This is a genomic window from Kineococcus sp. AC630, from assembly GCF_979255925.1.
On sequence record NZ_CEEDMJ010000003.1, the window covers coordinates 99940 to 118128 of the forward strand.

Annotated in this window: 22 protein-coding genes, 1 tRNA gene and 1 riboswitch; of the genes, 9 read left to right on the forward strand and 14 right to left on the reverse strand. The window is 73.1% G+C overall.

The features are described from left to right. Positions 1 to 15 precede the first annotated feature (15 nt). Complete coding sequence (locus AC0I8G_RS04135) at positions 16 to 1152, reverse strand: hypothetical protein (RefSeq protein WP_471728796.1); 1137 nt, start codon at positions 1150 to 1152, stop codon at positions 16 to 18. Between the two features lie 121 nt (positions 1153 to 1273). Between AC0I8G_RS04135 and AC0I8G_RS04140 the strand changes: the two genes are divergently transcribed. Continuing rightward, complete coding sequence (locus AC0I8G_RS04140; RefSeq protein ID WP_471728797.1) at positions 1274 to 1819, forward strand: P-loop nucleotide/nucleoside kinase family protein; 546 nt, start codon at positions 1274 to 1276, stop codon at positions 1817 to 1819. Here AC0I8G_RS04140 and AC0I8G_RS04145 read toward each other — a convergent pair. From AC0I8G_RS04145 to dnaK, 6 genes are all read right to left on the reverse strand, one after another. Beyond that, positions 1790 to 2566 (reverse strand): aminoglycoside phosphotransferase family protein, encoded by a 777-nt coding sequence (locus AC0I8G_RS04145; RefSeq protein ID WP_471728798.1) that lies wholly within the window; start codon positions 2564 to 2566, stop codon positions 1790 to 1792. The genes AC0I8G_RS04140 and AC0I8G_RS04145 overlap by 30 nt on opposite strands. A 59-nt stretch (positions 2567 to 2625) precedes the next feature. Next, positions 2626 to 3636: a beta-propeller fold lactonase family protein gene (locus AC0I8G_RS04150; protein WP_471728799.1), complete on the reverse strand. Its 1011-nt coding sequence runs from the start codon at positions 3634 to 3636 to the stop codon at positions 2626 to 2628. 37 nt (positions 3637 to 3673) lie between these two features. After that, entirely contained in the window at positions 3674 to 4039 is a 366-nt protein-coding gene (locus tag AC0I8G_RS04155) for a heat shock protein transcriptional repressor HspR (protein ID WP_471728968.1), read from the reverse strand. 138 nt (positions 4040 to 4177) lie between these two features. After that, complete coding sequence (locus tag AC0I8G_RS04160) at positions 4178 to 5215, reverse strand: DnaJ C-terminal domain-containing protein (RefSeq protein ID WP_471728800.1); 1038 nt, start codon at positions 5213 to 5215, stop codon at positions 4178 to 4180. Between the two features lie 31 nt (positions 5216 to 5246). Next, the gene (gene grpE, locus AC0I8G_RS04165; RefSeq protein ID WP_471728801.1) at positions 5247 to 5831 is read right to left on the reverse strand and encodes a nucleotide exchange factor GrpE; all 585 of its coding nucleotides are present in this window, start codon (positions 5829 to 5831) and stop codon (positions 5247 to 5249) included. Then, complete coding sequence (gene dnaK, locus AC0I8G_RS04170; protein ID WP_328293301.1) at positions 5831 to 7690, reverse strand: molecular chaperone DnaK; 1860 nt, start codon at positions 7688 to 7690, stop codon at positions 5831 to 5833. The genes grpE and dnaK overlap by 1 nt, the downstream gene beginning before the upstream one ends. Positions 7691 to 7878: 188 nt before the next feature. Between dnaK and AC0I8G_RS04175 the strand changes: the two genes are divergently transcribed. Continuing rightward, positions 7879 to 8967, forward strand: a complete 1089-nt coding sequence (locus tag AC0I8G_RS04175) for a DUF3616 domain-containing protein (protein ID WP_471728802.1) — start codon at positions 7879 to 7881, stop codon at positions 8965 to 8967. A 40-nt stretch (positions 8968 to 9007) separates the two neighbouring features. On the opposite strand, the gene AC0I8G_RS04180 is transcribed toward AC0I8G_RS04175, so the two are convergent. From AC0I8G_RS04180 to AC0I8G_RS04190, 3 genes are all read right to left on the reverse strand, one after another. Further along, complete coding sequence (locus AC0I8G_RS04180; RefSeq protein WP_471728803.1) at positions 9008 to 9781, reverse strand: energy-coupling factor transporter transmembrane component T family protein; 774 nt, start codon at positions 9779 to 9781, stop codon at positions 9008 to 9010. Between the two features lie 68 nt (positions 9782 to 9849). Then, positions 9850 to 11319 carry an ATP-binding cassette domain-containing protein gene (locus tag AC0I8G_RS04185; protein WP_471728804.1) on the reverse strand — a complete coding sequence of 490 codons (1470 nt, stop codon included), beginning with the start codon at positions 11317 to 11319 and terminating at the stop codon, positions 9850 to 9852. Further along, positions 11312 to 11932: an ECF transporter S component gene (locus AC0I8G_RS04190; protein ID WP_471728805.1), complete on the reverse strand. Its 621-nt coding sequence runs from the start codon at positions 11930 to 11932 to the stop codon at positions 11312 to 11314. Before AC0I8G_RS04190 ends, AC0I8G_RS04185 begins: the two co-directional genes overlap by 8 nt. Positions 11933 to 11983: 51 nt before the next feature. Further along, positions 11984 to 12088, reverse strand: a riboswitch (TPP riboswitch). A gap of 92 nt (positions 12089 to 12180) precedes the next feature. Between AC0I8G_RS04190 and AC0I8G_RS04195 the strand changes: the two genes are divergently transcribed. From AC0I8G_RS04195 to AC0I8G_RS04205, 3 genes are all read left to right on the forward strand, one after another. Next, positions 12181 to 12321: a hypothetical protein gene (locus AC0I8G_RS04195; RefSeq protein WP_328293306.1), complete on the forward strand. Its 141-nt coding sequence runs from the start codon at positions 12181 to 12183 to the stop codon at positions 12319 to 12321. Positions 12322 to 12336: 15 nt separating this feature from the next. After that, positions 12337 to 12639 carry a DUF4235 domain-containing protein gene (locus AC0I8G_RS04200; protein ID WP_380261614.1) on the forward strand — a complete coding sequence of 101 codons (303 nt, stop codon included), beginning with the start codon at positions 12337 to 12339 and terminating at the stop codon, positions 12637 to 12639. Positions 12640 to 12747: 108 nt separating this feature from the next. Continuing rightward, positions 12748 to 12921 carry a CsbD family protein gene (locus tag AC0I8G_RS04205; protein ID WP_328293308.1) on the forward strand — a complete coding sequence of 58 codons (174 nt, stop codon included), beginning with the start codon at positions 12748 to 12750 and terminating at the stop codon, positions 12919 to 12921. Between the two features lie 3 nt (positions 12922 to 12924). Here the strand turns inward: AC0I8G_RS04205 and AC0I8G_RS04210 are convergent, their stop codons facing one another. Then, positions 12925 to 13908, reverse strand: coding sequence for an NAD-dependent epimerase/dehydratase family protein (locus AC0I8G_RS04210; RefSeq protein ID WP_471728806.1), 984 nt, complete (start codon positions 13906 to 13908; stop codon positions 12925 to 12927). A gap of 78 nt (positions 13909 to 13986) precedes the next feature. Here AC0I8G_RS04210 and AC0I8G_RS04215 point away from each other — a divergent pair, with 78 nt between their 5' ends. Further along, on the forward strand, positions 13987 to 14496 hold the full coding sequence (locus tag AC0I8G_RS04215; protein ID WP_471728807.1) for a GNAT family N-acetyltransferase: 510 nt from the start codon (positions 13987 to 13989) through the stop codon (positions 14494 to 14496). Here AC0I8G_RS04215 and AC0I8G_RS04220 read toward each other — a convergent pair. Further along, the gene (locus tag AC0I8G_RS04220; RefSeq protein ID WP_471728808.1) at positions 14469 to 15002 is read right to left on the reverse strand and encodes a GNAT family N-acetyltransferase; all 534 of its coding nucleotides are present in this window, start codon (positions 15000 to 15002) and stop codon (positions 14469 to 14471) included. The two genes, AC0I8G_RS04215 and AC0I8G_RS04220, sit on opposite strands and share 28 nt — an antisense overlap. A 79-nt stretch (positions 15003 to 15081) precedes the next feature. Between AC0I8G_RS04220 and AC0I8G_RS04225 the strand changes: the two genes are divergently transcribed. Beyond that, positions 15082 to 15558 carry an ATP-binding protein gene (locus AC0I8G_RS04225; protein WP_471728809.1) on the forward strand — a complete coding sequence of 159 codons (477 nt, stop codon included), beginning with the start codon at positions 15082 to 15084 and terminating at the stop codon, positions 15556 to 15558. A 22-nt stretch (positions 15559 to 15580) separates the two neighbouring features. Here the strand turns inward: AC0I8G_RS04225 and AC0I8G_RS04230 are convergent, their stop codons facing one another. Both AC0I8G_RS04230 and AC0I8G_RS04235 read right to left on the reverse strand, forming a co-directional pair. Further along, positions 15581 to 15865 carry a hypothetical protein gene (locus tag AC0I8G_RS04230; RefSeq protein ID WP_471728810.1) on the reverse strand — a complete coding sequence of 95 codons (285 nt, stop codon included), beginning with the start codon at positions 15863 to 15865 and terminating at the stop codon, positions 15581 to 15583. Between the two features lie 370 nt (positions 15866 to 16235). Further along, positions 16236 to 16309: transfer RNA gene (locus AC0I8G_RS04235), tRNA-Gly, on the reverse strand. 77 nt (positions 16310 to 16386) lie between these two features. Between AC0I8G_RS04235 and dcd the strand changes: the two genes are divergently transcribed. Continuing rightward, positions 16387 to 16962, forward strand: a complete 576-nt coding sequence (dcd, locus tag AC0I8G_RS04240; protein WP_328293311.1) for a dCTP deaminase — start codon at positions 16387 to 16389, stop codon at positions 16960 to 16962. Between the two features lie 77 nt (positions 16963 to 17039). Further along, positions 17040 to 18119: a cell wall-binding repeat-containing protein gene (locus AC0I8G_RS04245; RefSeq protein ID WP_471728811.1), complete on the forward strand. Its 1080-nt coding sequence runs from the start codon at positions 17040 to 17042 to the stop codon at positions 18117 to 18119. Positions 18120 to 18189: the final 70 nt, after the last annotated feature.

The following is an 18189-nucleotide window of genomic DNA, read 5'->3' on the forward strand; positions in this document are numbered from 1 at the left end:
CAGAGCGTTCGGGTTTCAGCGCGACCGGCGGGCGTGACGCGGAACCAGCGGCGCGGCGGCCGACGTCGCCGCCGCCGCGAGTTCCCTCCCGGGCAACCCGTCGGTGAGCCTGGTCGCCGGGGAACCGTCCAGCGGCTGGCGCCAGACGCCGGGTTCGGCCGTTCCCCGGTCCGACCCGACCGGGGCCACGGCGCTGACCGCGGCGAACAGCGCGGCACCGTCCGGGGAGACGACGACGTCCTCGACGCGGCCGGGCGTCGGCGCGAGGTCGCGCACCGGCGAACCGTCGAGACCGACGACGGCGTAGCGCTGCGCCCCGCCGGCCGTCCGCACCACGACGAGCTGCGACCCGTCGGGGACGAACCGCGGCAACGTCTCCCCGACCCCGGGGGTGGCGACCCTGCGGGCGGTGCCGCGCGCGACGTCGACGAGCACCACGTCCCCGCCCTCCTCGTCGTCGCGGGTCGCCGCGATGGTCGAGGAGTCGGGCGAGAACGCCGTCCCCCGGGTGCCCTCCGCGCCGGCGACGACCCGCTGCTCCCCCGTCGTCACATCGGCCACGACCAGTCGGGTCGGCGCCTGCACGCAGGGATCGTCACCCCCGGACTCGCGCCAGGTGAGGGTGCGACCGTCCGGCGAGAACTCCAGGCCGTCAGACACCGGTGACGCAGTACCGAGGACGCGGCGGGCTCCGTCCGGCGCCTGCAGCACCACGTCCACCCGGGTGAGGCGGTCGTCGGTCGTGCAGTCGGTGGGGTTCCAGGTGCTGCGGTGGAACCACGCGAGAGTTCCGTCCGGTCCCCAGGTCAGCGCGCGGGAATCCCCCTCGGACTCGAGCGGGGTGACAGCACTGCCGTCGACGTTCGCGACCTGGACGTGGCCGAGGTAGTCGTCGTCGAAGGAGATCCACGCGATGCGGGTTCCCGTCGGCGACCAGCTCAGGTCGTGCGTGAACCCGGCCGCGATGCCCCACTGCCGGCCGGTCCCGGTGTCCAGGCCGAACAGCGCCTGGCCGCGTCCTCCGTCGTCGCCCACGAAGGCGAGCACCGGCCCCGACGACGCACTGTCGTCGGTCACCGCCGTCCCGCCACCGGTGAGCACTCCCGCCCCGAACAGCACCGTCGCTGTCGCGGCCACCACTGCGTGTCGCACGTCGCCCCCCGTGTCTCGAACGTCCCCGACGACCATCAGAGCAGGTGCGGGGCCCCCTCCGGGGGACGTCGACCGGTCCACCACGTTCCGGACGGCCGACCGGTCGTGCTGGGATGTCCCCGTGGCCGACGTCATCGTCCTCGTCAACGGTCTGCCGGGTGCGGGCAAGACCAGTCTCGCGACGCGACTGGCCGGACTCACGTCCTGGCCGCGGCTGTCGAAGGACGATGTCAAGGAGTCGCTGGCCGTGCTCGCCGGGGACGCGTTGGCGTCGCGGCCGCTGGGCGCGGTGGCCATGGAGACGGTCTGGGCCATGGCGGCGGGGATGTCCGGAGTGGTCCTGGTGGAGTCGTGGTGGTTCCGGCCACGGGACCTCGAGTTCGTCCGGACCGGGGTCCGCGACGCGCGCACCGTCGAGGTCTGGTGCGACGTGGACTCCGCAGTGGCCCGGCAACGGTTCGCGGCGCGGCACCGCCCGGCCCTCCACGAGGACGCGGCCCGGCTCGCGCAGGACTGGGACCGCTGGGCGGCGCAGGCCGAACCGCTGCGGCTCGGACCGGTCGTCCGGGTGGACACGAGCACCACCGTCGACGTCGCCCGGGCGCTGGCCCGGATCTCCGACGCACTGCCGCCCACGTCAGCGCAGGATCGCGGTCTCGAACACTGACCGGTTCGCCCGCACGTAGGCGGCGTCCCGGACGTAGAGCCGGTCGTGGCCGTCGGCGACGTGGGACGCGAACGCGGCGCTGCCTGCGGCGGCCTGCTCGTGCATGTACCGCACGAGCAGGTCGAGGTGTTCGAGCACGGCGTCGACGACGCCGGCCCGGTCCGCCGCCGTCGCCCCGTAGGCGTCGCAGAACTCCGCCAGCCGAGAGGCCTGTTCCGCGGTGCCGGGGCGGACGCCGTCGTGACCCGGGTCCGAGAGCGGCACCCAGCGGTAGACGGCGACGCCGAGGTCCGTGCGGCGTGGACCCGGTCGTGCGGTGTCGAAGTCGATCAGCCCCGTGACGCGTTCCCCCTGCAGCACGCAGTTGTGCGGGGCGAAGTCGCCGTGGCAGACGACCTCGACGGGTTCCTGCGCGGGGAACAGCCACCCGTCGCGCGGGAGTTCCGCGGCGAAGACCGCCGTCGCCCGGTGGTAGTCGCGCAGGAGTTCCGCAGCGCTCAGGAGGGCCGTCCGGGAGGCCGCCTCGTCACCGACCGGGTAGTTCGGGACGGTCCCGGGCAGGAAGTCGAGGAACTCGAAACCGTCGACGAGCCCGCGGACCCGGGGAACGGGGGCGAAGCCCTCGAGACGGCGCAACAACTCGTGGACCCTCGGGGTGTGGGGGCCGGTGGGACGACGAACGGCGTCCCCCGTGCGGACCACCTCGTTGACCCCACCACCGGTGAGCACTTCCTCGTCCGACGCCACCGGAACCCCCTCTCGCTGCGCGCCAGCCTGCCGCTGCGGACGGGCGCGGTCCAGTGGGCTCAGAGGGGCAGCACGTACGTCGGCGACCCGACCTCCACGACCGAACGGTCGACGACGGTCAGGTCGTCGTCCAGCGTGAGGTGCACGACGGCGTCGGAGTCCTGGGCGGCGACGTAGAGGTGGTGGCCGATCACCAGGACGTGGCGGGGGTTCGCGACCCCGATCGTCACGTCGCGCACGGCACGGGGGACACCGTCGACGACCTCGAACAACGTGATGACGTCAGCGCGGCGGTTGGCGACGACGAGACCCCAGGGCGCGAGGGCGATCTCCGAGGGGTACACGGGTTCGTCGACGGAGCCGACCAGCGCGGAGGTGCGGACGGGGTCGGACCACCGGCCGTCCTGCAGCGTGAACGACGTGACGCTCGCGTCGAGTTCACCCGCGACGTGGACCCGGCCGGCATCGACGACGGCGTGCCGCGGCCCGGTCCCCGGCGCCAGGTCGACGACCTGCACCGGGTCGGGCGAGGCGCCGTCCGCGCCGAGGGTGTGGACCCGGACCTCGTCGGTCCCGAGGTCGAGGACGGCGAACGCGTCCGGCGTCAGCAGTCGCGTGGAGTGCGGGTGCGACGCCTCCTGGCGTTCGCGGTCCGGCCCGGAACCGTTGCCGTGCAGCGTCTGTCGCAGTCCGGTGACGACTCCCCCGGTCAGCCCGAGGACCCCGACGCCCCCGCCGTAGTTCGCGGCGAGCACGACGTCGGGCGTCACGGTGAGGTGACAGGGCGAGGAACCGCCGCTCGGCTGTTCACCGAGCAGTTCCCAGCGGTCGCCGGCGTAGCGGCGGGTGGAGACGAAACCCTCGTCGACCTCGTGGGCCGCGTGCACGAGACCGGGCGCTCCCGTCGCGAGGAAGGAGGGTGAAGCGCAGTCCGCGACGTGGCCGGGACGGCCGAGCCGGCCGGAGGACGGGTCGCGCGGCACCAGCGTGATGCCCTGACCGCGACCCCCGGTGGCGGAGGTGTAGGACCCGATGGCGAGGACCGTGGAACCGGTCGGCGATGACGTCACGGCCAGATCATGCCCCACACCGGGGGCGGGGGCCGGGTCAACGGCGGGGTTCGGGCCGCCACACCACCAGGGCGTTGGAACGCTGTGACTCAGGGCGACGACCCATCGGGGTCGCGACGATGTCCCCGGCCATCCCGGCCGCGAAGATCCGCCGCGCCTGGGACCGCACGAGCGCCACCTCGGCCTCGAGCTCCTCGACCCGCTGACCGAGGGCCAGCACGTGGTTCTCCAGGTCCATGATGCGTTTGATGCCCGCGAGGTTCACGCCGTCCTCCTGGGACAGCCGCTGCACCTCGCGCAGTTGCGCGACGTCGCGGGCGGAGTAGCGCCGCCCGCGGCCCCGCGCCCGGCTGGGCGAGACGAGGCCGAGGCGGTCGTACTGACGCAGCGTCTGCGGGTGCATGCCCGCGAGTTCGGCCGCGACCGAGATCACGAACAACGCGGTGTCGTCGTCGTACAAGCTCCCTCTCCTCTCGTCTCGACCCTCCTGACCCGTGATCCCGCCGGGTTTCCCAGCGGGATCACGGGTGGAGGGGGTGGGTCAGCTGCGGGCGCGGTCGGCGAGACCGGCCCGCGGGTCCTCGCCGGCGGTGGCCGCGGCGAACGCCTCGACGGCCTCGCGCACCGCCCCGTCGACACGTTGCGGCACGACGACGTCGAGGGTGACGAACAGGTCGCCCCGGTCGTCGTCCGTGCGTGACCGCTTGACGCCGCGGCCCTTGAGCCGCAACGACCGTCCCGACGGGGTTCCTGCCGGAACCTTCACCTTGACGACCGCGCCGTCCAGGGTCGGAACCTCGACGGTCGCGCCCAGCACGGCCTCGTCGAAGGAGACCGGCAGGGTCATCCGCAGGTCGTCGCCGTCCCGCTTGAACACCGGGTGCGGTTCGACGTTCACGGCGACCAGCAGGTCGCCCGCCGTCCCGCCGGGGCCGGGCATCCCCTTGCCGCGCAGGCGGACCTTCTGCCCGTCCCGGACGCCCTGGGGCAACCGGACGTTGACGTTGCGGGCCGGGCCGCCGCGCGGGTCGGGGACCCGCAGCGACACGGTCTTGCCGTCGAGGGCGTCGCGGAAGGACACCCGGGCCGAGGCCTCGAGGTCCTGACCGCGCTGCGGCGGAGCCTGACCGCCCGGGAACCCCGCGCCGCCGCCCTGACCGAACAACCCCCCGAGCAGGTCCTCGAAACCGCCCGCGGAACCCCCACCGGGGGTGCCGAAGCGCACCCCGCCGGGGGCGCGCCCGCCGCCCTGGTTGAACAGACCACCGAGGAGGTCCTCGAACCCCGCGCCGCCACCGGCCGCACCGGGCCCGGAACCCCCGGAGGAGAACCTGGCCCCGCCGCCGACCATCGCGCGGACACCGTCGTACTGCCGGCGTTGCTCGGGGTCGGAGAGGATCGCGTACGCCTCCCCGACCTCCTTGAACCTCGCCTCGGCGGCCGCGTCACCCGGGTTGGCGTCCGGGTGCAGCGTCCGGGCCTTCTTGCGGTAGGCCTTCTTGATCTCCGCCGTGTCCGCGTCGTGGGCGACGCCGAGAACGGCGTAGAAGTCCTTCTCCGCCCAGTCCTGCATGCTCACGAACGTCCCCCCTCCTCAGACCTGGTCGAGTTCATCCCTGCGGGTCGGCCACCGCGACGCGGGCCGGACGCAGCACCCGTTCCGCGAACCGGTACCCCGGCTGGAGGATCTGGACGCACGTCGCGACCTCGTACTCGTCGGAGTGGCTGTGCATGAGCGCCTCGTGGACGGCCGGGTCGAACGGTTCCCCGGCCTCGCCGTAGCGCTCGAGGCCGAAACGCGTGAGCGTCGCCTCGAGCTTGTCGGCGATGGCGACGAACGGACCGGTGAGGTCGCCGTGCTGCCGCGCGAGGTGGACGTCGTCGAGGACCGGCAGCAGCGACTCGGCCACGCCCGCGAGCGCCGTGTTCTTGGCGACGTCGCGGTCGCGTTCGACGCGCTTGCGGTAGTTCGCGTACTCCGCGTTCAGCCGCTGGAGCTCGTCGAGGCGCTGGGCCGCGAGGGTCTGCGCCGCGTCGAGGTCGGCCTCGGCCGCGCCGTCGTCCGGGCCGCCCACGGTGGGCGCGGCCGGAGCGGGTTCGGCCGCGGGTGCGCCCCGGACCTCACCCGTCTCCGGGTCGAGCCTGCGGTTGTCGCGGACCACGACGGGTTCGTCCTGCTGGTGGTCCTCCGCCATCACTTGTCCTTCTCGTCGTCGACGACCTCGGCGTCCACCACGTCCTCGTCGTTGGAGGACGACGACCCTTGGGCGGAGGCGCCCGCGTCGGCGGAACCCTCGGACTGGGCGGCCGCGTACATCGCGGAGCCGAGTTCCTGCGAGGCCTGCGCGACGACGTCGGACTTGGCCTTGATCTCGGCCGCGTCGGTGCCGGCGAGGGCGGTCTTCAGTTCCGCCACAGCGGCTTCGACCTTCGCCTTGCCGTCCTCGGGGAGCTTGTCGGAGTTGTCCGCGACGAACTTCTCGGTCTGGTAGACGAGACCCTCGGCCTGGTTGCGGGCCTCGGCCTCCTCGCGGCGCTGCTTGTCCTCGTTCGCGTGCGCCTCGGCGTCCTTGACCATGCGGTCGATGTCCTCCTTCGACAGCGCGCTGCCGCCGGAGATGGTCATCGACTGCTCCTTGCCCGTGCCGCGGTCCTTCGCGTTCACGTGCACGATGCCGTTGGCGTCGATGTCGAAGGTGACCTCGACCTGCGGCACACCGCGCGGGGCGGGGGCGATGCCGGTCAGCTCGAACGTGCCGAGCGGCTTGTTGTCGCGGGCCAGTTCGCGCTCACCCTGGAACACCTGGATGAGGACCGAGGGCTGGTTGTCGTCGGCGGTGGTGAACACCTCGGAGCGCTTGGTCGGGATCGCGGTGTTGCGCTCGATGAGCTTGGTCATGATCCCGCCCTTGGTCTCGATGCCCAGGGAGAGCGGGGTGACGTCGATGAGCAGGACGTCCTTGCGCTCGCCCTTGAGGACACCGGCCTGCAGCGCGGCGCCGATGGCGACGACCTCGTCCGGGTTGACGCCCTTGTTGGGCTCCTTGCCGCCGAGCAGTTCCTTGACGGCGTTGGTCACGGCCGGCATGCGGGTGGAACCACCGACGAGCACGACGTGGTGGATGTCGGCGAGCTTGACGTCGGCGTCCTTGATGACGTCGTGGAACGGCTTCTTGGTGCGGTCCAGCAGGTCCTGGGTCATCTGCTCGAACTGGGCGCGGGTCAGCGTCTCGTCCAGGTGGACGGGGCCGTTCTCGCTCATCGAGAGGTACTGCAGGGAGATGCCGGTGCTGGTGGCCGTCGAGAGTTCCTTCTTGGCCTGCTCGGCGGACTCGCGCAGGCGCTGCATCGCGATCTTGTCCTTGGACAGGTCGATGCCGTAGGCGCTGGAGACCTTCTTGAGCAGGTGGTCGACGACGCGCTGGTCCCAGTCGTCCCCACCGAGGTGGTTGTCACCGGAGGTGGCGCGGACCTGGATGGTGGAGAACCCGTCCTCGTCCTTGCCGACCTCGAGGAGGGAGACGTCGAAGGTGCCGCCACCGAGGTCGAAGACGAGGATGAGCTCGTCCTCCTTGCCCTTCTCGAGCCCGTAGGCGAGAGCGGCGGCGGTGGGCTCGTTGATGATGCGCAGGACGTTGAGGCCCGCGATCTCACCGGCCTCCTTGGTGGCCTGGCGCTGCGCGTCGTTGAAGTACGCGGGGACGGTGATGACGGCGTCGGTGACGGCCTCGCCGAGGTAGCTCTCCGCGTCGCGCTTGAGCTTCTGCAGCACGCGGGCGCTGATCTCCTGCGGGGTGTACTTCTTGTCGTCGATCGTGGTCGTCCAGTTGGTGCCGACCTCACGCTTGACCGAGCGGACGGTGCGGTCGATGTTGGTGACGGCCTGGCGCTTGGCGATCTCGCCGACCAGCACCTCACCGTTCTTGGCGAAGGCGACGACGGAGGGCGTGGTGCGCCCACCCTCGGCGTTCGCGATGACCGTCGGTTCGCCGCCCTCCAGGACGGAGACGACGGAGTTGGTGGTCCCGAGGTCGATGCCGACCGCACGTGCCATGGCTTGAGGCCCTCTTCCTGCGCTTGGTGAGTGTTGAGCGTTCTCCACTCAAGTCTGCCCGGCGCCCCGGATCTGTCAAGCCGGAACGTCGGCAACTTGAGTCTGATGGGCTCAACTCGCGAGGAGGGGGTCTTGTTCCCGACGGGGACCCCGGGGAACTCGGGAGGAGAGCCGTTCGCTCTCAGGACGTGGAACCCCTGCGCCGGCTGCCCCTGCACTTCGACGAGGCGTCGAGGGCCAGGACGACCCACGTGAACCTCTCCGCCGTCCGCGCCGACGGCCCCCACCTCTGGGTGGCGGGCGACGAGACCGCCACGGTCGAACGGCTGACGGCCGTCGTCGAGGACGGCCGGGTCCAGGGCTACGACCGTCAGGTCAGCGTTCCCCTGGCCGAGCTCGTCGACCTGCCCGGACCGCACGACGAGGAGGCCGACGTCGAAGGCCTGGCCCGCAGCGGTCCCTGGCTGTGGGCCATCGGTTCGCACAGCCTGAAGCGCAAGCGGATCCGCGACCACGACCCCGACGACAAGGCCCGCCGGCGCCTCGGCCGGGTCGTGCGCGAACCCAACCGGTTCGTCCTCGTCCGGCTGCCGATCGACCCGGCGACCGGCCTTCCCGCCCGCGAGGTCGACGTCGACGGTGAGACCCGCACCGCGGCCGTCCTCGGGGCCCACGACGACGACCTGAGCACCCACCTCGCCGACGACGACCTCATCGCACCGTTCCTCGCGATCCCCTCGAAGGACAACGGCCTCGACGTCGAGGGCATCGCCGTCCACCACTCCCCCGACGGCGACCGGCTCTGGGTCGGTCTGCGCGGGCCGGTGCTGCGCGGCTGGGCGGTCCTGCTGGAACTGCGCCCCCGCACCCACCGCAGGAACCCGGGCCGCCTCGTCCTCGAGGAGTTCGCGGACGGCGCGACCTACCGGCTGCACCTGCTCGACCTGCGGGGCCTCGGCATCCGCGACCTCTGCCCCGACGGGGACGACCTGCTCGTGCTCAGCGGCCCCTCGATGGGTCTCTCGGGGCCGGTGCGCGTGCACCGCTGGGTCGGCGGGTGCGTCACCGAGGCCGCCGACGTCGTCCGGGCCGCGGAGCTCCCGGTGGTCCTGGACCTCCCGCACGGCCAGGGTGAGGACCACCCCGAGGGGATCACCCTCCTCCCCGCCGACGTCACCGGGACCGGCGGGCGACTGCTGGTCGTCCTCGACTCCCCCGCGCCGCAGCGACACACCCCCGACGGCGGGATGCTCGCCGACCTGTGGGACCTCACCTGAGGCTCAGCCCGCCACTCAGCCCACCGACGGCGACGAAGGCTCACCCCACCAGTCGGAGCACCAGCGGCAGGGCGGCGACGACCACCCCGACGAGCAGCAGGACGGTGTCCGCGCGTCGCCAGGGAGCGGGCAGCGCCCAGCTGCGGCGCAGCGCCGTGTCGCCGGCGAACCCCCGGGCGTCCATCGCGACGGACGTCCGCCCCGCCCGCCGCACCGCGTCGACGAGCAACCCGAACGCCGTCGAGGCCGACCACCGCAGGCGCGACAGCGGACCCCGTCCGGGACCGAACCCGCGGACCCGGCGGGCGGCGGCGATCTGCGCCCAGGACGCGGCGAGGGTGTCGAGCTGACCGAGGGCGGCCACGACGGCCACGACGACGCGTCCGGGCAGCCGGAGCCGCTGGGCGAGGTGGTCACCGGCCTCGGCCGGGTCGATCCAGCCGAGCAGGAGCGCACCGGGGAGGACGAGCACGAGCAGGCGCAGGGACGCCGTCAACGCCGTCCACAGGGGTTCGGGACTGCTGCCGGCGACGACCGTGGACCACCCGACGGAGACCGCGGCGACCAGCAGCGGCAACGACCGCACCAGGAACGCACGCCGGTCACCGACGACGAGCGGGAGGCAGAGCAGTTGCACGGCAAGCGCTCCGGCCGCCTGCCACCACTCCTGGACGGCGAAGGCGCCGACGGCGCAGAGCACCCCGACGACCAGCAGCGGGAGGGGTCCGCAGTGCCGCACGAGAGGCCCGGGACCAGCGCTGCGACGTTGCGCAGCCGTCGGCGGAACCCCGTCGTCCACAGGCGCGGGGGGCAATCCCACAACCTTGTCCACAGGTGTGTGCACAGTCCTGTGGACATCGCTGTGGAGGACTTCTCCGTCCTTCACGCCGCTGCCGCCCCACGCGAGCTGCGACCGGCGACGAGGTGGACCCCGGCGCCCGAGGCGACGGCATCGACCAGACCGGCGTCGTGCGTGCTGACGGCGACGGCGGCCCCGTCCCGGGCCGCACCCGCGAGCAGTCCCGCGACGACGGCCCAGGTACCCCGGTCCTGCCCGACGCTCGGTTCGTCGGCGAGCAGCAGCGCCGGGCCGGCGGCCAGGGCGGCCGCGAGCGCCAGTCGTCGTTGTTCACCACCGGAGAGCCGGAAGGGGTTGACGTCGGCGCGGTCGTGCAGGCCGAGGACGTCGAGCAGGGCGTCGGCCCGGGCGGTCTCCCGGCCGAGGACCCGGGGGGTCGCGCGGACCTCGCCCCGGACGTCGGTGGCGAGGAAGGAGTGCTCCGGGGACTGCGGGACCCACCCGGTCCGGGCGGCCAGGTCGCGCGAGCGCCAGGTGTGCGGTGCGGGACGTCCCGGCGGGGCGAACCCCGTCACGGCGACGAGGTCGCCGGTGGGACGTTCGAGCCCGCCGAGGACGGCCAGCAGGCTGGACTTCCCCGACCCGCTGTCGCCGGTCAGGGGGGTCGTGACGCCGGCGCGGAGGGTGACGTCCACGTCGTGCAGCACGGTGACGGGTGGGGTCGGGCGCAGTCCACGGCGGCGGCGGACCAGTCCCAGCCCGTGGCCGCGCAGCACGTCTCCCACGACGTGCAGGTCCGGGCGGAGCAGCCCCGCCGGGAGGTCCAGCGGCTGCGGGGCGGGGACCCCCGGCAGCCAGAGCCCGTCGGCCAGCAGGGCCGGGTCGGCGAGGACCCGGTCCGGGGGGCCGTCGGCCCGGACCCGGCCGTCGCGGCCGAGGACGACGACGCGGTCGACGTGCGGGGCCCACCCGGCGAGGTCGTGGTCGACGACGACGAGCCCGCGGTCGCGGGCGGCCTCGAGCACCGCGGCGCGCACGGCCCGGGCGGTGGGGGCGTCGAGCATCGAGGTGGGTTCGTCCAGCAGCAGCACGGCGGGGTCGGCGGCCAGCGTCCCGGCGAGGGCGAGCCGCTGGCGTTCCCCCCCGGACAGCGTGACGACCTCGCGGTCGCGACCGGCGGTGTAGCGGGCGGCCGCGTGGGCGCGGGCCACCCGCTGCCAGATCAGCGACCGGTCCAGGCCGGCGTTCTCGGGACCGAACGCGGTGTCCCGGCCGGCGAGCTCGGCGACGACGGCGTCCAGGGGATCCTGGACCAGCAGCCCGACCTCCCCGGCGCGCGGGGCGCGACCGTCGAGCAGGACCTCGCCGCTCGCGTCGACGTCGTCCTCGAGGAGTCCCGCGAGCGCCCGCAGGACGGTCGACTTCCCCGCCCCGCTGGGCCCCACGAGCAGGACCCGTTCCCCGTGCCGGAGGTCGAGGTCCACGTCGGCCACCACGGGTCGACGGGACCCCGCGGGGGTGACCGTCAGGCCGCGCAGGGTCAGGTCAGCCACGGTCGCGGGCGCGGCCGTGGTGCTCGCGGCCGGCGGCGAAGGCACCGAGCGCGCCGGAACGTGCCAGTCCCCGCACCAGCAGCCAGCCGCCCAGGCCGGCGACGACGGCGCCGGAGACGGCGAAGGTGCCGACGTAGAACAGGCGCCAGCCGAGGTCCCAGGTCCCGTCGTAGCGGTAGAACTGCTCGAAGAGCCCTTCCAGGACCCCGGCGAGGATCCCGCCGAGGACGGCAACGGGCGGTCCGAAGCGGCGCCAGGCGAACAGCGCGACGGCGATCTCGACCCCGACGCCCTGGATGGCGCCCGAGACCAGGGTCGTGATGCCCCAGTAGTTGCCGAGCAGCGCCTCGACGGTCGCGGCGACCATCTCGGCGAACAACGCGGCGCCCGGGCGGCGGATCACGAGGGCGGCGACGACGGCCGGCAGCAGCCAGACCCCGGCGACGAGGCCCTTGAGCGGCGGCAGCGCCGCGAACAGCGGTTCGATGGCGAGGTACAGCACGTCCCAGCCCCAGAAGACGACGCCGAACGCGACGCCGAGGACGGCGGCGGTGACGAGGTCGACGGTGCGCCAGTGCGCGGTCCCGCGCGAGCGGGTGAGGGTGGTGCTCATGGTGGTCCTCCTGTGGTCCAGGAGGGGGACCCGCCGCCACCGTGGCCGCGGGTCGAGGACGTCCCGACTCCCTACGCCGGTGTGACCCGGATCAGGTTCGAGGGTCTGCGGGAACCCGCACTCTCAGCGCCACCCGGCGCTCCCCTGTCGTTGTCCCGCGACCCTACTACCCCCGCTCCCCACCCTCGCCCGTGATCTCGCCGGGATTCCCCGCGGGACCACGGGTGGGGTGCTGCGACCATGGCCGGGTGCTCCGGATGATGCGTGGACCCGACGGCGGCCCCTCCCGGGCGGTCCGGCTGATGACCCTGATCGTCGTGATCGCGGTCCTCGGGGCGAGCGCCGCCGCCCTCACGCCGGTCCTGGGCTGGCTCCTGGACCTGCTGTAGGGCAGGGTTCGGGCCATGAGTTCGATCGTCTGGAAGCTGGTCGGCCCCGGTGCCGGCATCATCGCGACGGCTGTCGCGAGCCGCGTCACGAAGAAGGCCTGGGTCGCGGTGACCAAGTCGCCGCCGCCGGACAACCCGGAGGACCCGGACGTCGCGTGGAAGGAGGCGCTGATCTGGGCGCTGGCCTCCGGCGCGATCATCGGCGTCACCCGCCTGATCGTGGAGCGTCAGGCCGCGGTCTGGTACCGCAAGAGCTTCGGTGAGCTGCCCCCGGGTCTCGGCCCGGGCGACGACGGAGCGGTGAAGGCCAACTCCTGACCTCCCGGGTGCGGTCACGTCGCGCACGTGCTGCGATGTGACCGCACCGGGAACGGGCCTGAGCGGGTGTCCCACCCGTCACCTCCCCGGTGTTCTGGAGGAGGAACCGTGAGCGCTGCGGACAAGATCAAGAACGCCGCCCAGGACGTCGCCGGCAAGGCGAAGGAAGCGGTCGGCGGGGCGAAGGACGACGACGCCCTGCGCCACGAGGGTCAGAAGGACCAGGCTGCGGCCGACCTGAAGCAGCGCGGCGAGCACGTCAAGGACGCCTTCAAGGACTGATCCTCAGCCGAACAGTTCCACGAGCCGGTCCTGCCGGGTCTCGACGGTGTCGTCGACGACCCGCAGGGCCGGGTTCGCGTCGTGGTGGGCGATGATCTCGCGGGCTCCGTCCGCGAACGACGTCGTCGCCGCGAAACCCGGGACGAGCCGCTTGAGCTTGGTGTTGTCGAAGACCACCGAGTGCGCCTTGTCCCCCAGCAGACCCGCACCCCGTTCCGGTGCCTCCCGTGCGATGACGTCGCTCGGCACGTGCACGATCCGGGGTTCGGGCACGCCCGCCGCGGTCGCCAGCCGGCGCGCGATCCCGTCCCAGGTGAGGACCTCGTCACCGGTGATGTGCACCGCGTCGCCGACGACGGCGGGTTCCCCGAGGAGCGGGACGAGACCTTTCGCGAGGTCGGTGTGGTGGGTCAGCACCCACGTCGACGTGCCGTCCCCGTGCACGACGACGGGCTTCCCGCGACGCATCCGGTCGATGGCCGTCCAGCCGTCGTCGAGGGGGATGGACGCCCGGTCGTAGGTGTGGCTGGGGCGCACGACGAACGCGGGGAAACCGTCCTCGCGGTAGGCCCGGGTCAGCAGTTCCTCGCAGGCGATCTTGTCGCGGGAGTACTGCCAGAACGGGTTGTGCAGCGGCGTCGACTCCGTGATCGGGAGGTGGGCGACGGGTTTCTGGTAGGCGCTCGCGCTGGAGATGAAGACGTACTGCCCGGTCTTGCCGCGGAACTGCTCGACGTCGGCGCGGACGTGGTCGGGGGTGAAGGCGACGAAGTCGACGACGACGTCGAACTCGCTGTCCCCCAGCACCTCCCGCACGGCCGCCGGGTCACGGACGTCGGCCGTGAGGACCTTCGCGTCGGCAGGGACCTCCCGCCGGCCGCTGCCCCGGTTGAGGATCGTGAGGTCGATCCCGCGTTCGACGGCGAGCGTCGAGCACGCCGAACTGATGATGCCGGTACCGCCGATGAACAACACGCGCAACGCCATGGGGGGTTCTCTCTCCGTGTCTCGACTTCCTCGTCCGTCGGGGAGGTTACGCCCCCGGTCCGGCGCTAGCGTGTTCGAGTGATCCGCCCCGCCGGTCCCGAGGACCTGCCCGCCGTCCTGGAGGTCTTCCTCGCCTCGGCCCTCCGCGACGCGGAGTACCTGCCGCCCTGGGACCGGACGGTCGAGGCCCTGCACCGGTGGTTCACCAAGAAGAGGCTGGACGCGCAGTGGGTCGCGGAGGTCGAGGGCGAGGTCGTCGCCGTGGTGGGCGCGACCCGCCGTCCCCCGACGGTGGAGAAGTCGTTCCCCGCGCACGCGGTGGAGCTCTGCCGGCTCGCGGTGGCGCCCGGGTTCCGACGTCAGGGCATCGCGGCGGACCTGACGGAGGTGGTCGCACGGTTCGCCGACGGGATCGGTTCGCAGGCCGTGTGGCTGCGCTGCGTCGACGACTCCGCCGCCCACCGGTACTACCTGGCGCGGGGCTGGCAGTTCCTCGGGCACGAGGGGTTCGGTGAACCCGGGAACGACCAGCTGGGGACGATCCTCGGTGCCGAGACCACTCAGCTGCTCGGGCGCCGGGTGACGTAGACGTCGGAGGGACGCCGGACGCCGTGGCGGACCTGGTGGTCGGTCGTCGCGACGTGCTCGAAACCCCGGGCCAGCAGCACCCGCGCCGACGCGTGGTTGTCGGGGTCGACCGCACCCCACAGGACGTCGGCGTCCTCGATCGCCCAGGCCCGTTCCTCCAGGGCGGCGACGAGGAGACGCCCGAGACCCCGCCCGGTCCGGTCGTGGCGCAGGGCGAACCCGAGGGTCACGTGGTCGGGGGCCGGGTGACCGATCCAGTCCTTCCCCTGACCGAGACGCCCCACCCCGACGACGTCACCGTCGAGTTCGGCGGCGTAGTGGTGGACCGTCCGCGGTCGCGTGGCGTGATCCGTCTCGACGGCACGCAGGACGTCCTCCACCTCGCTCCGGCTCTTCGCCACGAAGCTGAGGAACCGGGCCGTCTCGTCATGGCCGTAGATGCGGTGCAGGGCGGCCGCGTCCGCCGTCGTCAAGGACCTCAGCCGCAGAGGATCGTCCGTTCCCACGGGAGCGACGATGGCACACGTCCCGTCCCCCTTCCACCCATCCACACCCCCGCCCGCTCCGAAGCGAGGCGTGGAGTTCATGACACTCGAACAGCACCCCCGAGCGGTGACGACGGCCCGTCACTGGGTCGTGGACGTCTGCGGGCGACGCGGTCTCGACACCTCCACGCAGGACGCGGTCGAACTCGTGACGGCCGAGATGGTCGGCAACGCCGTCCGGCACGGACGCGGCGGGATCGTCCTCACGGTCGACGCCTCGACCCCGTTCCTGTCGTTGCTGACGGGTGACACCCGGCCCGCGTCCGCGCCGGTGCTCGCGGTGTCCGTGACCGACGCGGGCTCCTCCCGACCCCACCCCCGCGACGCGGCCGACGACGCGACCTCCGGACGCGGACTGGCCCTGGTCGACGCGTTGTCCCTGCGGTGGGGCGTGACCGCGGTGACGTCCCGGGGCGCCACCGGTGCGGGGAAGACGACGTGGGCAGTGCTCGCCACGGCGGCGTCGGGCGCCGGGCCGCGGGAGAACGTCGTCCCCGACGGCGGGCAGGTTCCCTGAACCTTCAGGACGGGCCGAAGGGTCAGGTCTTGAAGACGTCGGCATCCTCGGGTGGGACCGCACCGGCACCCGGAAGCGCCAGCAGCCGCCGGCTCTCGCGCAGCAGGTCGATCCAGAAGATGCCGTAGGCGACGGTCGCGATCGCCAAGCCGACGAAGATCACGACGACGACCGTCGGAGAGTCGAGTCGGCGGAGGAGCAAGGCCTCCGCCGCGAGCACGAGCCCCAGGGGCAGCGCCGCCCACACGGCCCAGCGGCGGACACGAGGGCTGCGAGTCCGGTCTCCCGCGGGGTGGAGGCAGAACACGGCGAACTCCTGCGCCGCCCGGACAGCCGCCTCGTCCGGATGCCGCCTCCCCGCCTTCGCCCACTTCGTGACCTCGAGACGACGGCGGAGGGGAACCGCTCGCCAGGCCGCGAGGACCGCACGCCTCTGCTGTCGTCGTACCGATCGAGGACCGCCGTTCACGTCCCCGAGTGTCCGACAGCTCGGCAGGCCGGTGGCCACTGCGCACACGAACGGGTGAGTCCGGGGACCTCGTGGCGCAGGAGGTGCGGGGCGCGAGGAGTCCCGAGCGTTCCCGCTGAGCCGACGACAGGACCGTCCTCCGACTGCGATCCGGGAGAACGACGAAGGCCCAGGTCGGCGCTCGCGTCGCGGACCTGGGCCTTCACGGTGGAGCGGGTGACGAGAATCGAACTCGCACTATCAGCTTGGGAAGCTGAAGTTCTACCATTGAACTACACCCGCGAACACGGTCACGAGGACCGGGCACAGCCATCGTAACGGACACCGGGAGGTGGTCCAACCGACGGTACCGTGACGCCGTGCTGCTCTCCGACCGCGACATCCGCGCCCAGCTCGCCTCCGGCCGCGTGGTCCTCGAACCGTCCGAACCCTCGATGGTCCAGCCGAGCAGCGTCGACGTGCGCCTGGACCGCTACTTCCGGCTCTTCGACAACCACAAGTACTCCGTCATCGATCCGGCGCAGGAGCAGCCCGACCTCACCCGGCTGGTCGAGGTCCCCGCGGAGGACCCGTTCATCCTGCACCCGGGCGAGTTCGTGCTCGGCTCGACGTACGAGGTCGTGTCGCTGCCCGACGACATCTCGGCCCGGCTGGAGGGCAAGAGCAGCCTCGGGCGGCTGGGGCTGCTGACGCACTCCACGGCGGGCTTCATCGACGCGGGGTTCTCCGGGCACGTGACGCTGGAGCTCTCCAACGTCGCGACGCTGCCCATCACGTTGTGGCCGGGCATGAAGATCGGGCAGCTCTGCTTCTTCCAGTTGTCCTCCCCCGCCGAGACCCCGTACGGCAGCAGCAGCTCGGGCTCGCACTACCAGGGTCAGCGCGGTCCGACGCCGAGCCGGTCGGCGCAGAACTTCCACCGCACCACGATCTGAGCGAGTCACAACTGCCACACTGGTCACACCCGGACGACGCCGCGGTCGGGTCTGCGACCGCACCCCTGGAGAGCCCCGTGACCCGCACGCCGATCCACCGCTCCCGGTCCGCACGGGCCCTGCCGGTCGCCCTGCTCGCGGCGCTCGCCCTGACCGTGGGACCGGCTCCGGCCACCGCGGCGCCCCAGGCCGGTTCCGAGACGCTCACTCCGCTGTGCTCCCCCGCTCCGCCGGTGCAGCACCCGGACTGCGGCACGGCCCACCGGGGCGCCCCGCTGCCCAGCGGGATCCCCAACGAGGTCGTCCGCCTCGCCGGCGCGGACCGGTTCGCGACAGCCGTCGCGGTGGCCGAGCACGGGTTCCCCGAGGCCGACGTCGCCGTCCTCGTGAGCGGGGCGGACCGCCACCTCGTCGACGCGTTGTCCGCCGGGCCGCTGGCGCGCAGCCTCGCGGCGCCGGTCCTGCTCGCCACCCGCGACGAGGTCCCCGCCGCCACGACCGCCTACCTGCGCGAGCACGCGGTGCGTTCCGTCCTGCTCGTCGGGGGCGAGGACGCCCTGTCCGCCTCGACCCCGGACCGGTTGCGGGCGCTGGGGATCGGCGACGTGCAGCGGATCGCCGGCGCCGACCGGTACGCGACCTCGCGAGCCGTCGCCGCGTTCATGCCCACGGCGACGCACGCCTGGGCCGCCTCGGGCGAGGACGCGCACCTCGTCGACGCCCTCGCGGCGGCCGGCCCGGCGGCACGACTGGGTGAGGCCCTGGTCCTCGTCGACGACGCCGACCCGGTCCCCGCCGGTGCGGCCCTGCGGGAGCGCGGCGCCACGTCCACGACCGTGGTCGGCGGCCCCGAAGGCGTCCTCCCGGAGGCTCTCGCCACCCTGCCGACGCCGCACCGCGCCGCGGGCGCCGACCGCTTCGGGACGGCCGCCGCCGTGGCCGTCGAGTCGCTCCAGCGCGGCCTGCCCGCGCAGGACCTCCTGCTGGCGCCGGGCCTGAGCGGTCACCTCGTCGACGCCCTGGCCGCCGGCCCCCTGGGCCGCACGACCCTCCTGGTCGGCGACGACCAGTCCGCGCGCGACGTCGTCGAGGCCTGGTTCGAGACCTACGGCGCCGGGCGCACGACGGCCGTGGGAGCGGTCGAGATCGCGGGCTGACCCCGCCACCGGGTCGAGGAGCCGAAGATCACGCGCTCGTTCGGCCCAAGGTTCGCGCTCCAAGGCTTCA

Bases quoted from the DNA above. Each gene is read 5' to 3' on its own strand.
- grpE (WP_471728801.1), bottom strand. From the start codon at position 5,831: ATGGCGGAGGACCACCAGCAGGACGAACCCGTCGTGGTCCGCGACAAC.
- AC0I8G_RS04155 (WP_471728968.1), bottom strand. From the start codon at position 4,039: ATGCACCCGCAGACGCTGCGTCAGTACGACCGCCTCGGCCTCGTCTCG.
- AC0I8G_RS04210 (WP_471728806.1), bottom strand. From the start codon at position 13,908: ATGGCGTTGCGCGTGTTGTTCATCGGCGGTACCGGCATCATCAGTTCG.
- AC0I8G_RS04190 (WP_471728805.1), bottom strand. From the start codon at position 11,932: ATGAGCACCACCCTCACCCGCTCGCGCGGGACCGCGCACTGGCGCACC.
- dnaK (WP_328293301.1), bottom strand. From the start codon at position 7,690: ATGGCACGTGCGGTCGGCATCGACCTCGGGACCACCAACTCCGTCGTC.
- AC0I8G_RS04200 (WP_380261614.1), top strand. From the start codon at position 12,337: ATGAGTTCGATCGTCTGGAAGCTGGTCGGCCCCGGTGCCGGCATCATC.
- AC0I8G_RS04225 (WP_471728809.1), top strand. From the start codon at position 15,082: ATGACACTCGAACAGCACCCCCGAGCGGTGACGACGGCCCGTCACTGG.